At 48.7% G+C, this 13,697-nt stretch carries 12 protein-coding genes; 5 read left to right on the forward strand and 7 right to left on the reverse strand.

Annotation, left to right across the window (positions count from 1 at the left end; genetic code table 11):
- On the forward strand, positions 1 to 1,378 hold a 1,378-nt coding region (locus SFV55_RS23070; RefSeq protein WP_320031922.1), incomplete at its 5' end, for a glycosyltransferase family 2 protein.
- Between the two features lie 173 nt (positions 1,379 to 1,551).
- Here the strand turns inward: SFV55_RS23070 and SFV55_RS23075 are convergent.
- The 4 genes from SFV55_RS23075 to SFV55_RS23090 all read right to left on the reverse strand — a co-directional run bounded on the left by SFV55_RS23075 (position 1,552) and on the right by SFV55_RS23090 (position 6,468).
- A complete protein-coding gene (locus tag SFV55_RS23075) occupies positions 1,552 to 2,982 on the reverse strand; it encodes an NAD-dependent succinate-semialdehyde dehydrogenase (protein ID WP_320031923.1) in 1,431 nt (476 codons plus the stop codon).
- Between the two features lie 3 nt (positions 2,983 to 2,985).
- The gene (locus SFV55_RS23080; RefSeq protein WP_413776730.1) at positions 2,986 to 4,278 is read right to left on the reverse strand and encodes an aspartate aminotransferase family protein; all 1,293 of its coding nucleotides are present in this window, start codon (positions 4,276 to 4,278) and stop codon (positions 2,986 to 2,988) included.
- Positions 4,279 to 4,378: 100 nt separating this feature from the next.
- Complete coding sequence (locus tag SFV55_RS23085; protein WP_320031925.1) at positions 4,379 to 5,743, reverse strand: NAD-dependent succinate-semialdehyde dehydrogenase; 1,365 nt, start codon at positions 5,741 to 5,743, stop codon at positions 4,379 to 4,381.
- Positions 5,744 to 5,985: 242 nt separating this feature from the next.
- A complete protein-coding gene (locus SFV55_RS23090) occupies positions 5,986 to 6,468 on the reverse strand; it encodes an Lrp/AsnC family transcriptional regulator (RefSeq protein ID WP_320031926.1) in 483 nt (160 codons plus the stop codon).
- A 134-nt stretch (positions 6,469 to 6,602) separates the two neighbouring features.
- Between SFV55_RS23090 and SFV55_RS23095 the strand changes: the two genes are divergently transcribed.
- The 3 genes from SFV55_RS23095 to SFV55_RS23105 all read left to right on the forward strand — a co-directional run bounded on the left by SFV55_RS23095 (position 6,603) and on the right by SFV55_RS23105 (position 9,943).
- Positions 6,603 to 7,943, forward strand: a complete 1,341-nt coding sequence (locus SFV55_RS23095; RefSeq protein ID WP_320031927.1) for a GntP family permease — start codon at positions 6,603 to 6,605, stop codon at positions 7,941 to 7,943.
- A 59-nt stretch (positions 7,944 to 8,002) separates the two neighbouring features.
- A complete protein-coding gene (locus tag SFV55_RS23100) occupies positions 8,003 to 8,776 on the forward strand; it encodes a hypothetical protein (RefSeq protein WP_320031928.1) in 774 nt (257 codons plus the stop codon).
- 93 nt (positions 8,777 to 8,869) lie between these two features.
- A complete protein-coding gene (locus SFV55_RS23105) occupies positions 8,870 to 9,943 on the forward strand; it encodes an arginine-tRNA-protein transferase (protein WP_320031929.1) in 1,074 nt (357 codons plus the stop codon).
- 2 nt (positions 9,944 to 9,945) lie between these two features.
- On the opposite strand, the gene SFV55_RS23110 is transcribed toward SFV55_RS23105, so the two are convergent.
- From SFV55_RS23110 to SFV55_RS23120, 3 genes are all read right to left on the reverse strand, one after another.
- A complete protein-coding gene (locus SFV55_RS23110; protein ID WP_320031930.1) occupies positions 9,946 to 10,734 on the reverse strand; it encodes a LytTR family DNA-binding domain-containing protein in 789 nt (262 codons plus the stop codon).
- A 53-nt stretch (positions 10,735 to 10,787) separates the two neighbouring features.
- A complete protein-coding gene (locus SFV55_RS23115; RefSeq protein ID WP_320031931.1) occupies positions 10,788 to 11,402 on the reverse strand; it encodes a hypothetical protein in 615 nt (204 codons plus the stop codon).
- A 73-nt stretch (positions 11,403 to 11,475) separates the two neighbouring features.
- The gene (locus SFV55_RS23120; protein ID WP_320031932.1) at positions 11,476 to 12,414 is read right to left on the reverse strand and encodes an alpha/beta hydrolase; all 939 of its coding nucleotides are present in this window, start codon (positions 12,412 to 12,414) and stop codon (positions 11,476 to 11,478) included.
- A 198-nt stretch (positions 12,415 to 12,612) separates the two neighbouring features.
- Between SFV55_RS23120 and SFV55_RS23125 the strand changes: the two genes are divergently transcribed.
- A partial coding sequence (locus tag SFV55_RS23125) for a carboxypeptidase-like regulatory domain-containing protein (RefSeq protein WP_320031933.1) occupies positions 12,613 to 13,697 on the forward strand: 1,085 nt, incomplete at its 3' end.

Here is a 13,697-nt window from a genome sequence, read left to right on the forward strand (position 1 = left end):
CGCTGATTACAGCCTGATGAGTACTGAAGAGTACGAAAAAACCTACCCTTTTGTGACCATCCAATTGCCACTTTACAACGAAAAGTACGTAGTAGAGCGCTTGATTGACAACATGGTACAAATGGATTATCCACGTGATCGCTTCGAAATTCACGTGCTGGATGACTCTACCGATGAAACTCAGGAGTTGGTTCGGGCCAGAGTAGCCTACCACCAGGCTCAAGGAATCAACATCGAACAAATTCGCCGGAAAGAGCGCAAAGGCTACAAAGCCGGTGCACTGAAAGATGGTATGGAATTCGCCAAAGGTGAGTTCATGGCCATTTTTGACGCAGACTTCCTGCCTCGTCCCGACTTTCTGAAAAAGACAGTTCCTCACTTCCAGGACCCTCAAGTAGGCGTGGTACAAACCCGTTGGGAACACATCAACGAAGATTATTCGCTGATCACCCGCCTGCAAGCACTGCAACTCAACGTACACTTTACCGTTGAGCAAGTAGGCCGTATGGAAGGCAAACACTTCTTGCAGTTCAATGGTACTGCTGGTTTGTGGCGCCGCAAAACCATCGAAGATGCTGGTGGTTGGGAAGCTGATACATTGACTGAAGACCTCGACCTGAGCATCCGTTCTCAGTTGAAAGGATATAAAATCAAATTCTTGGAAGACGTGTCTGTGCCTTCCGAATTACCAGCCGATATGAACGCCCTCAAGGCGCAACAGTTCCGCTGGATGAAAGGGGGTGCAGAAACTGCGCGCAAAATGTTGCCAATCGTTTGGAATTCCAACATGAGCCTGATGCAAAAACTGAATTCTACCTTGCACTTGTTGGCAAGTACAGTATTCGTGTTTGTATTTGTGATGGCCATGTCCAGTGTTCCACTCTTGTACCTGGTAAACGTTTTGGCGAAGCGCCACGGTTTTGACAAAGACTTCTTTACCGTATACCTGCTGGGTATGTTGAGCATCACCCTGATGTACTACATTGCCAACGTTCAATCCAAGGCGCGGCATTTACCCGTGGTGAAAGCGGTTTTCCGGTTCATTACGCACTTCCCGCTGTTCCTGGCCATGTCAATGGGCTTGTCATTGCACAACACCATTGCTGTAATCGAAGGCTGGAGAGGCAAAAAGTCACCTTTCGTCCGTACACCTAAGTTCAACATCAAAGATGGCAAGGACCAGTTCTCCAACAATAAGTACCTGAAGAAAAGCCTGACCTGGGGCACTTACCTGGAAGGTTTTATGGCACTTTACTTCGGTATTGCTGTGCTGTGGTCGGCTTACTGGGGTGAAACCATTTTCATCGTATATCACGTGATGATGACAATTGGTTTTGGTTCGGTTTACCTGTATTCCTGGAAACACGCTCGGGCTTAATTGACCCAAGGGTTTAGCTATAAAAACGGCCAGGTGGAGTGAATCCATCTGGCCGTTTTTGGTTTGAGTTTAGGCTTTGTTTCAATTGAAAAAAATCAATGATCAGCTAAAAGCACAATTTAGCGTTCGATTTGCAGATTTGTGGGTGATCTAGTTTACACCTCAGGTTATCATCACAAATCCCCCACACTAACCAATTTTTTTTCCAAATATTCTTGCAAGCCCTCTTCCCCGCATTCGTACCCCAGTCCACTTTGTTTCCAACCACCAAAAGGTGCCTCGGTTGCATGTGCAGCCCATTCATTAATGCCCACGATACCAAATTCCAGTGCTTCGGATACTTTGATGGAGGTGCGTAGGTCGTTTGTCCAGAGGTAACTGGCCAAACCATATTCGGTGTCATTGGCCAGGGCGATAGCCTCCTCGGTATTGGCAAAGGGCATGATGCCCATCACCGGGCCAAACACCTCCTTGCGGAAAATAGCTTGCTCGGGGGTCATTTCTGACAAAACGGTTGGGGCAAAAAAGTATCCTTTGCTCAAGTGTGCCGGGCGTTGACCACCAGTATTCAAGTGTGCACCTTGGGCAATGCTGTTGCTCACAATTTGTTCCACTTGCTCTCTTTGGCGGGCATTGATCAGGGGACCAATTTGGGTGCCTTCATCCAGGCTATTGCCCACTTTAAGTTGGGTCATGTAGTGGCTGACTCGTTCGACAAAACTGGCATAAATCTCCTCGTGCACCAAAAAGCGTTGGGGGGACACACAGACCTGGCCACAATTGCGGGTTTTGGCAACTGCCGCACTTTTCGCTACGGCTTCTACATTAACATCTGGAAAAATGAGGCAAGGCGCGTTTCCACCCAGTTCCAGCGACAATTTGGTATTGGTTTTCGCTGCGCCTTCCAGCAGAATTTTACCTACCCGCGTACTGCCCACAAAGTGAATTTTGCGTACCTCTGGTCGCGCCAATAAGGTTTCACCTATGGCTGCTGCGTCGCCCAATACCAGATTAGCAACTCCGGCTGGCAACCCCGCTTCTACCAACAATTCCATCAGGGCCATAGCCGTAAGCGGTGTGTATTCGCTGGGCTTGGCCACAATGGTACAACCTGCTGCGAGTGCAGCCGCCCAAACCCGGCAGAGGTTCCACACCGGAAAATTCCAGGCCGTTACAATGCCTACAACACCAATGGGTTGACTAATGACGGACATCCGTTTGTTGTTGCGGCTAGCTGGAATGACCCGCCCGTAGTTGCGTTTGGCCTCTTCGGCATACCATTCAAAAAACTGCGCGGCTACTACCCATTCGCCGTTGGCTTCCGGCATGGGTTTGCCCGCTTCGGCGATGGTCAATTGGGCCAGTTCTTTGCTGCGGGTGCGCATCAGGTCGGCAACTTTTTTCAGGATATCGGCTCGTTGCCAGGCGTTGGTATTTTTCCAGGCGGGAAAGGCCGCTACCGCTGCGTCGATGGCCACCTGAACATCCGCCACTCCACCAAAGGGAACAGTGGTGATGGTTTGTTCGGTAGCTGGGTTGATAACTGGCCAGGTGCCGCCATTCAAGGCATCGAGCCAGGCGCCGTTGATGTAGTTCTTTTGCATGGCCTAACTTAGTTTTAACAACTCTTCCCGCATGATTTCCAAACCCTGCTTCAACATGGGCTGGCTGATCACCAAAGGGCAAAGCACCCGAATGACGTTGCCGTACACCCCTGCACTGATCAAAAAGAGGCCACGGGCTGCACAGGCTGCAACCAGATTTTTGGTCATATCTGCATCCGGTAAATTGGGATTCTGATCTTTGACCAACTCAATGGCCACCATTGCTCCCAAGCCCCGTACGTCACCGATAGCCGGGCATTCTTTTTTTAGTTTGGTAAAAAAGTTCAGTAGCGTTTTCCCCACTTGTTCTCCTTTGCGATTGATGTCGATTTGTTGCATGTATTCTATGGTCGCCAATGCTCCGGCGCAAGCCACCGGGTTTCCCGCGTAGGTACCGCCAAGGGTACCAGGCAGGGCTTTGTCCATCACCTCCGCTTTACCCATCACTGCTGCAATGGGGATGCCCGACCCCAGTGATTTGGCCCAGGTAGAAATGTCAGGAATAACCCCGTAGTGCTCGTAAGCAGCCCATTTGCCCGTGCGCCCAAAGCCTGATTGGACTTCGTCCAGGATGAGTAGGATGCCATGTTGGGTACAGAGTTCGCGTAAGCCTTGCAAATACCGTGGCGGCATCACATAAAAACCACCCTCACCTTGAACTGGCTCCACAATTACAGCAGCTAGGTTTTCTGGGGCGACTACGGTGCTCAGGTATTTTTTGAAGTTCTCCAACTCCTGTTCTACAAAAGCATCAAACTTTTGCCCATGCCCATTGTGGTAATAATCCGGGAAAGGCAGGCGATATACCTCAGGGGCAAAGGGTCCGCAACCCGTTTTGTAGCTCACCTTGGAAGTCAAACTCATGCCCATGAGCGTACGACCATGAAACCCTCCCGTGTAACAAATGATGCCTTGCCGCCCGGTAGCCTGCCGGGCAATTTTTACGGCATTTTCCACCGCTTCAGCCCCCGTACTCACAAACATGACCTTGGTGGCATCACCATGCGGCAGTATTTCTACCAGTTTTTCCGCCAACAACACGTAAGGCTCGTGGGTCAGGACATTAAAAAAAGTATGCATCAGGGTTTGGGCCTGTTTGGCAATGGCCCGGCTGACCGGGGTAGGGCAATGCCCCGCATTGAGCACGCCGATGCCTCCACTGAAATCAATATAGGTTTTTCCCTCAGCATCGATGAAAGTAGCACCTTTGGCTGACACCGCATTAAGGGTAGATGTTGTGTACATCGCCTTCGGCAGTACCCGATTGCGGCGCTCCATTAATTCTTTGGATGTCATTTGGACTAGTATTGGAAAGTTGAGGAGTTGAGGCTGCCGCAGCGATCCTTGCACTTCGACTACGCTCAGTGACCGGATCGCTGCGGCAGCCTCAACCTTCTCAACCATTAATGTAATGCGTTTTTACCACACAAAAATCCTTAATTCCCGCCTCCGACAACTCCCGGCCATAGCCCGATTTTTTCACTCCACCAATGGGCAAACGGGAGTCGGAGCGCACTACAGCGTTGACAAAAACACTACCCACTTCCAGCTGACGGGCCAGGGTTTTGGCCTTGTCCAAATCCTGGGTCCAGATTGCAGCACTCAAGCCATAGCGGGATTGATTGGCCAGTTTGATCGCCTCCTCCTCAGAAGAGATGGTGGTAATTGCAGCCAAGGGCCCAAAGGTTTCTTCTCGGAAAGCCACAGAATCAGGTAGAATGTTATCGAGCAAAGTGGGCTGAAAGTTACAGCCGTTGCGTTGGCCGCCGTAAAGTAAAGTTGCGCCTTGGGCTATTGCTTTTTGCAGTTGGCGCTCCAGGGTTTCGGCCAAATCCAGACGGGCCAAAGGTCCAAGCTGAGTGGCTGGATCGAGTGGATCGCCTTGTTTAAGATTTTGAATCAGATGTAGTACTTTTCCCGTAAAGGAGGCTTTTACGTCCTGATGCACCAAAAAACGTTTGGCGGCGATGCACACCTGCCCGGCATTCATCATCCGGGATTGTACTGCAGCAGCAGCAGCTTTGTCCAAATCGGCATCGGGCAACACAATCAAGGCGTCGTTGCCTCCGAGTTCCAAAACTGTTTTTTTGATGTGGCTACCTGCCAATGACGCCAAAGATGAACCCGCTCGTTCACTCCCGGTGAGGGTGATCATGCCAATGCGGTCGTCGGCCACCAGGTTTTGGATTGCATCAACATCGGCAATCAAAGTTTGAAAAACGCCTTCCGGAAAACCAGCCGCCCGGAATGCAGTTTCGATGGCCACTGCGCAGCCAAACACATTCGGAGCGTGTTTGAGTAGCGTGACATTGCCTGCCATCAGCGCAGGAGCGGCATAGCGGAAAACCTGCCAAAAGGGGAAATTCCAGGGCATGATGGCCAGAACGATGCCAACGGGTTCGTAACTAATCCCACTTTCTCGGGCATCGGTAGGGATGTTTTGTGCCTGCAGCAAAGACTCAGCATATTGAGCGTAATGAATGCACTGTGCCGCACATTTTTCAATTTCCCCGAGAGCTTCTGACAAAATTTTGCCCATTTCCTGGGTCATGAGCAGGGCCAGTTCGGCTTTGTGCTCGCGTAGGTATTGGGCCAGGTGCTCGAAGCAGGTGGCACGTTCGCTGAAGCTGCGGGCGGCCCAGTCACGTTGAGCCATTTGTGCCCATTCGAGTTTGACTTCGATTTGGATGGCACTGGCTTCCATGTATTCTCCTACGATTTCTTGGGTGTAGGGGTTGAGGGATTTGAAGAATTTTGGCATTGGTTTGTTTTTCTCCCAAACCCCCACGGCTAAAGCCATGGGTTGGGGCGGTTTTGTGGCCTCCCACGGATAAATCCGTGGGTTGGCGGTATCTCTTGAAGGAATGAAAGGCCAACACACCCACACTTTCACACATTCACACCCACACCCTATCTCGTGGGTTGGCGATATCTCTTGGGCGGTGGAAGGCCACCACACCCACACCTTCACACTCTAACTCACACCTATTCTTGCCCACACTTTCACACATTCACACCCACACCCATTCTCCCCCATTTATAGACCTTGAGGTACATGTTGATTTCGTATTTGCGCACATGGTTGATTTTGTCCATGTTGTTGCGCAGGATTTCCATGAGGTGGGAATTGTCGCGGCACATGACGTTGATTTCCAATTGGAAATCGCCGGTCCGTAATGCTAAAAAGCTGACCTCTGGTAGAGCCATCAATTCCTGAGCGACCCGTTCAACATTGGCTACGGTATCCACCTGCACATTGATGGAGGCATAGGCATTGAGACCAATCCGTTCGGGTTCAACACGCCCAATGATGGTGAGGATGCCGCAGTCGACCAGGTTCATGTAGCGTTTGGAGATGGTGCTGACGGCCATGCCCAGTTCTTTTGCCAGATCGGAAAAAGATTTTCGACCATCATATTGCAGGGTTTGCAAAATCAAATGGTCTATTTCATCTGGTTGGTAATCGTTTGTATTGGTGGTTTCCAAAGTGGGTTGTATTATTGAAGTAAAAATAGAGATTCATTTGAAACGAGGAAGTTCGAGAGGAAAATTATTTTGATTTTTTAGTCGAAAATCGAATTATTTTTGAACACTTCGCTTCTTTTAGTAAAAAAATGCTTATGTCTACGCTTTGGATGTTCAGCTTGTTGTTTGGTAGTGTGGGACTAATTGTGTGGTGTACTGCTCGTTGGCGGATGAACCCCTTTTTGGTGTTGTTTTTGATCGCGTTACTCCTGGGATTGGTTTCGGGGATGCCGCTGGACAAAATTGTAGATACCCTCAAAGATGGTTTTGGCGAAACCATGAAAAAAATCGGGCTGGTCATCATTCTGGGCACGGTACTAGGCGTTTTATTGGAGCGCAGTGGCGCTACCTTGCGCATGGCGAATTACATCCTTGGAAAAGTGGGTGAAAACCGGGCGCCCGCAGCGCTTTCGATCACCGGTTTTTTGGTGGGTTTGCCCATCTTTTGTGATTCCGGCTTCATCATTCTCAATGGTTTGAAACAATCGCTGGTTCGAAGGACTAGCTTTGGAATGCCCCTGATGACCATGTGCCTGGCCACTTCCTTATACGGGGTGCATTGTTTGGTACCTCCTCATCCGGGTATCGCAGCGGCAGGGGGGACTCTGGGCGCCGATTTGGGTATGGTCATGTTGTTGGGCATTGGCATTTCTATTCCACTGACACTGCTGGGCTATTTTTGGGCCCTGCGTTTTGGGCCAAAGGTGGCAGGGGAAGAATCTTCTATTGATTCAGATCCAATCGCCACAGAATCGCGGCCCTTGCCAGCGGTATGGCGCTCTTTTTTGCCCGTGGCATTGCCCATCTTTTTGATTGGACTCAAGTCATTGGCCTTTTTGGGAATTCCAGCGGATGCCCCCAAAAGTGGCTGGCTGAAATTCCTAAGTTTGATTGGCGATCCGATTATTGCTTTGTTGTGTGCGATTGGGCTGGCGGTATTGTTGTTGCCCAGAGCGAATGACCGCAAGTCGATTCAAAAATGGTTTGGCGAAGGGGTAGAAAAAGCAGGGCCAATCCTGGCGATTATTGCAGGTGGCGGTACTTTTGGGGCCATGCTCAAAGCAGCTGATTTGAGTACTGCCTTGGCTGCGAGTATAGAGCAATGGCATTTGGGCTTATTTTTTCCATTTTTGGTAGCCTTGGTTTTAAAAACGGCACAGGGTTCCTCTACGGTGGCGGCGATCACGGCGGCGAGTATTGTGGCACCACTATTGCCAGGGCTGGGTTTGGATAGTGAATGGGGGCGAACTTTGGCGGTGCTTTCGCTGGGGGCAGGTTCCATGGTGATTTCGCATGCCAACGACGCCTATTTTTGGGTGATTTCAACGTTTTCAAATTTGCGCACAGATGTGTTGTTCAAGTTGTATACGCCGGTGACGGCGGTGATGGGGATCGTGGCGCAGTTGTTGATTTGGGGGCTGTTTTTGTTGGGATAGTTGGATGCGTAATTTTTTTTAAGTTGAAAAAGAAATAAAATGCTAAATAAGCATACACAATGAGCCTCAAAAATGTAATCCTACCCTTGCTAGTTCTACTCTTCTTGTCTTGCACCAATCAAGGCCCTCGGCACCCCCAACCCTTTCAATACGCCTCTAAAAAAGTCCCGCTTTCCCTCTTGGTATCCAGTACACAGAGCTACGCAGAAGCAAAGGTCCAAATGTTGGCTTTGCGCAATAAGGCACGCCAGCAACTGGCCAGTGGTGCGATTGACAGTACCCAAGCTGGGGCCTTATTTACTGAAGGATTATTGACTGGTATCATTCCCCATTGGTACGGCACGCTCTGGGATTTTAACGGCTATACCGATACGCCAAGGCAAGGGAAAATTGCCTGTGGCTACTTTGTTTCTACAACCTTACTCCATGCGGGGATTATGCTGGATCGTTACAAACTGGCACAACAAGGCCCGCGAGATGAGTGCATTGCGCTGAGCCTAAATCAGAAATTTTGGACTTTTGCAGGTTTCCCGGCAGGTGCCAGGGCAAAAACCATCAACGAAGCATTGAAAGAAGGTTTGTACTTCATTGGTTTGGACGAAAGCCATGTAGGTTATTTATTGAAAAAAGAAGGTGAATTGTACCTCATCCATGCCAACTATACCGGGGATGCAGTGGTCACCATTCAACCCCTGATGCAATCGGTTTTTCAACATTTTACGACCTGGCATATTGCGGAAATTACATACAACCGAGCCTTGGTGGGGTATTGGTTGAGTGGGGAAAAGTGTGTGTTGCCGTATCCGAATTTGGCGGTAAAATCAAAAAAATAAAAAGCGAGCTTAAATCTTCGGCCTTGCTTTAAATTCCTAAATCCTCCCCCAATACTTTGCGCATTGATTTTTTTTTCGGATGTTGCACACCTTATGTTTGCAGTAAAACACTATCCGGAGCGCATTAAGGGGAAGGAATTGGATGACTATCTGGCCAATGGTTGGTATCGGATGGGGCAAACGATTTTTACGACCCATTTTTTGTGTTTTGGCGAAACCTTTTACTCAGCCATTTGGGTACGACTCGATTTGCAAGCGCACCAGTTCAGCAAGAGCCTGCGCAAGGTCATCAAGCGCAACAACGAGCGCTTTCAGTTTCATTTTGGCAAAGCGGTGATCGATGTGCCCCGCGAAAACCTCTACCAACGCTACCGGGCCATTTTTCCGGGCATGATTGCGCCTTCTATCCTGGACTCTTTACAAGATGGCGATCATTTCAACGTGTACAATACCTATGAGTTTACGGTGTATGATGGTGACAAGTTGATTGCCGTAAGTTATTTCGATTTGGGGGAAGACAGTATAGCCAGTATTCTGGGTTTTTATGACCCCGATTACAAACCCTTTAGCCTGGGCCTGTACACCATGCTCATGGAGGTAGAATACGGAAAAATTCAGGGTTTCAAATACTTCTATCCAGGGTATGTGGTGCCAGGCTATGACCGTTTTGAATACAAGTTGCGCATCGGACCAGTGGATTATTACGACTTGCGATCAGGAGACTGGTTGCCTTACGCCCATTTTACCAAAGAAGAACTTCCGATTTACCGCATGCGGGTCAAATTGGAGGTTTTGCGCCAGGCAGCGCAAAAAATGCGGCTAAATTTGCCCCTCAAGTTTTATCCCCTGTTTGAAGCCAATTTATTCGGTTACCCCTCGCTGCCTTTTTTTGACTATCCTTTGATGGTATATGGAGGAGCGACCCAGGAAGAAGATGGGCACTACATTCTGGTATTTGACCCGCGCACCAGCCAATATCAATTGTTGTTGTGTTCCAATTTTGATTATTCCCTTTTTTATTTCAATGATGCCTACACCAGCATGTTCAATGCGGAGCGCCATTTTGTGCAGTTGATCCTGATGGAACAAGTTTTGGAAAGTAGCACAAGCCCGGAACAAATACTTCAGGCCCTGCAAACTGAACAAGTCAAAGGAAAAGTAAGGTAGAGCTATACAAATCCTAACACTTTCGCCACCTCACTCTTGTAACTCCGCCCAATGGGCAATTCCTGGCTATTGATTTCTACATGATTGGGCGAAAAGGCCTGTATTTTATTCAATGCAACCAAAAAGGAACGGTGGATGCGTAAAAATTTTCCGTCGGGCAATTTTTGCTCCAAATAACTGATTTTCTGCTTGGTCACGATCCGGCGCCCCCCCACATGGATGATCACGTAGTCTTTCAGGCTTTCAATGTACTGGATATCCTCCAGCGGCACCTTGATCATTTTTTTATCCGCCCGAACGATGATGCTATCCGCAGTTTGCATGGGCATACTTTCATCACTGATGGCTGGAATATTGGAAATACCAGGAGCAATGATGATGGATGAACCTAGGCCGGACGCACTGGGTGTTTCACTGGCACTATTGGCAGTCTGTTGAAACTGCGAATAGGCCTTACTCAAGGCTTTCAGGAAGCGACTAAAGGGAATGGGCTTCAACAAATAGTCCACCGCGTCCATTTCAAAGGCTTCGATGGCATAATCGCGGTAAGCCGTGGTGAAGATAATTTTGGGTCTTTGTTGCAGGGTTTTTAGAAATTCAATACCATCCAGTTTCGGCATTTGAATGTCCAAAAACAACAGGTCAACCGTTTGCTCCTGCATGAGGGCAAAAGCCTGCAGAGCATTCTCACAACGCCCGATCAAATCCAGCCCATCGATGCGATTGATGTAGGAACTCAATACATCCAGGGCCAATGGTTCATCATCGACAATTAGACATCTTATCTTCATATTTCCTGTTCTAAGCGCGAATACTTAGCGCTAAAGTCGCACATTGATTCTTACTACCTTGATCCGTTTGAGGTCAACTCCAGTGTCCGTAGATAGAATTTCTTTCTCACCAAGTAAGGATTCTGGGGTCTCTTCCGGCTATCATTTAAAACCAGCATCAAACCAGCATCAATTTTTCCACCATTCCAATTGCTGATTGCTCCACCGTAGTCCCAACCGAAGCCCCAAAAAGTTACGGGTTTGCCATTTATTTTCACTAGTTCTTCCAGGGTTGTGCCGATGGTTATGCCTTCGGGAGATTTCCAATCGGTTCCTTCTTCAGAGATGCGCAACAAGGCCGGGCGATCCTTCACGATGCTGGTGTCGTAATACACTTCAACGGCATTGCGGGTATCTCCAAAAATAACAAAACCTGGCGCTGTAGCACCTTCCCCCAGGTAGATTTCCTGACGTTTTACATTTTGCACACCAAAGGTTTGTACCAAATCATTTTCCAGGCTATGTGCAGCGTACAAAGGCCCAATGCGTTGACCAGGCACCAGCAAAAAATCTCCACCTGCTTGTTGTTTTCCATCATTGAGTGCTTCTGCCTGAGGTTTTTTACCCGCGGGTTGGCAAGCCAAAACGAACAAAAGCCCCAATCCAAGCAAAAGATAAGCGCATTTCATACAATCAGGTGTTTTGCGTCATTCTAAACAATAAATGTAGAAAAGTTTGGCCAAAGGTAGTGATGGCAGGGGTTTAAATTTTTTTGCTCCATTTCCAGCGCTCCTCAATTTGCCGAAAGGTATTTAGGTTTTCGGTTCTACCCATAAAATCGGCAATGGTGTCGAGGTGTTCAAACATGGGTTTATCTGCCCAGCCATGACCACCTTCGGTTCCACTCACCAAGATGTAAGGTTTGTTGAGTGCTTTTAGCCGCTGAGCAATGGCACCTGCTCCAAAAAGGGGCAAGTACCCCGGTTGATCTGGCTTACACAGGTGATGAGAGGCCGTGCCATAAGGCACCAAAGGGTCGGTTTCACCATGAAATAGCAAGGAGGGAAGGGCATTTTCGGCAGTAATCCAGTTGATGTCCAGCAAGGCCCCAGCCATACTCAATAATCCAGCATAGCGAAACCCAGGCGGCACCCCACGTTGCTCCACCCCCAGCGCACCTTCTTGCCAATATGCAGCATTGACCACGGCTTCTGCCCCTGCACTGCTGCCAGCCAGAATGATCCGCTCCGGGTGAATGCCCCAGGCTTCAGCATTTTGCAGCACAAAACGGGTAGCAGCCCATACATCTTCTGCTGCGCTGCGAAAGGCGGCAATTTTAATGGATTGTTGCTGGTCACAGCTCATCGAGCGGCCCCGCATACTCAGGTGGTAAGAACAAGGAATGGCAATGAGCCCAAGGCGGGCTAACTTTTCGGCAAATTGTACATAGCGAATTTCGCTGCGGCTGCCTTCCGAAAAGCCGCCGCCGTGGAAATACAGCACAGCAGTGCGGTCAGGTTTAAGGAGTTCATCTTCCAATTGGTAAATATCCAACGCCAAAGACTGACCATTTTTTTCAGCATAGACATGGGTTGATTTATTCAAAGCAGCCTTGGCATTTGAAGCACCAGACTGTTTATCCGCAGCGAAAAACCGGGAAATCCGCCTTAAAGTATAATTGATCCAGCTTGGCTTGGCCATTGGTAAATTGAATATTTGCTGGAGGCGAAGGTATAAAAAGGTGAAGGATAAAACAAAAACAGCGCTTTTTCACCACCGACAAGAAATTTAATCTGCCCGCCCAAATGTTGTTATTTCTTTAAACTACACCTTAACCGGACTTAATCTAAGGCTTTTACTTTCGTTCGCAGAATTATTACATTCACTCAATACCCAAACATGAATCGTTATTACACCTGCCTTGGGGCAGTGCTTGCACTGTTCCTGGCCTTGCCATGCCTATTGTGGAGTCAGGCCACCAATGCCTCATTCAAAGGATTGGTCTCCGATGCAAAAGGAGAAGTTTTAATCGGGGCTACCGTTCAGGTTCGCAACGAATCTACTGGCTTTTACACCGGTACTACTACCCAATTGGATGGCCGGTACCAACTGTTGCAATTGCCCCTGGGTGGTCCTTACACCATCAGCATCTCTTATACGGGGTATGCCGACCAACAGCTCAAAGGATACACCCTCAACCAGGGCGACGTCGTACAAGTCAATGTAAAAATGCAGGAACAAACTACTGAATTGAGTACAGTGGAAATTACAGCCAACAAACTGATTGACGATGTCAATAGCTTTGGTGCAGGTACGGCAGTTTCTTCCAACCAAATCAAAGCCTTGCCTTTGGAAGGCCGAAACTTTAGTGGTTTGGTAGCCCTTTCGCCGCTACAAGGAAATGGTGCGGCAAACCTGGGCGGACATCGCTCTGGTTCAACCAATATCACCATTGATGGAGGTAATTTCCGTAGTCCACTTTGGGCAGGTTCCAGTGGTGGTGGCCCACAACAGATTTCACAAGAAGCCATCCGCGAATTCCAGGTATCCACCAACGATTACGACGTTTCACAAGGTCGTCAAGGCGGTGGTGCGGTCAATGCAGTGACAAAAAACGGTACCAATGAGTTGAAAGGAACCTTGTTTTTCTACAATCGTGCCGATGAATTTTCTAGCCAGTACGACATTCGTGGCGTAAAACGAAACATCGATTTTACGACCAACCAATGGGGCTTGAGCTTGGGCGGGCCCATCATTAAGGACAAACTACATTTTTTTGTTGCTTTTGACCGTCAGGATCAAAAAGAGCCCGTTAACAATGCCGACATCCAATCGGCGGATGACGAACTCCGCTTGGGCATCCGGAAAGATACCTTGAACAAGTTCATCGACATCGCCCGCCGGGTTTATGGAGTAGGTTCTGGTCCACAGGTAGGTGTTTTTGAGCGCAAAACCACTTCCAATGTCATCTTTGCACGTTTTGA

Origin of the sequence: Haliscomenobacter sp. (assembly GCF_033763495.1) — a bacterium.
Lineage (GTDB): Bacteria > Bacteroidota > Bacteroidia > Chitinophagales > Saprospiraceae > Haliscomenobacter.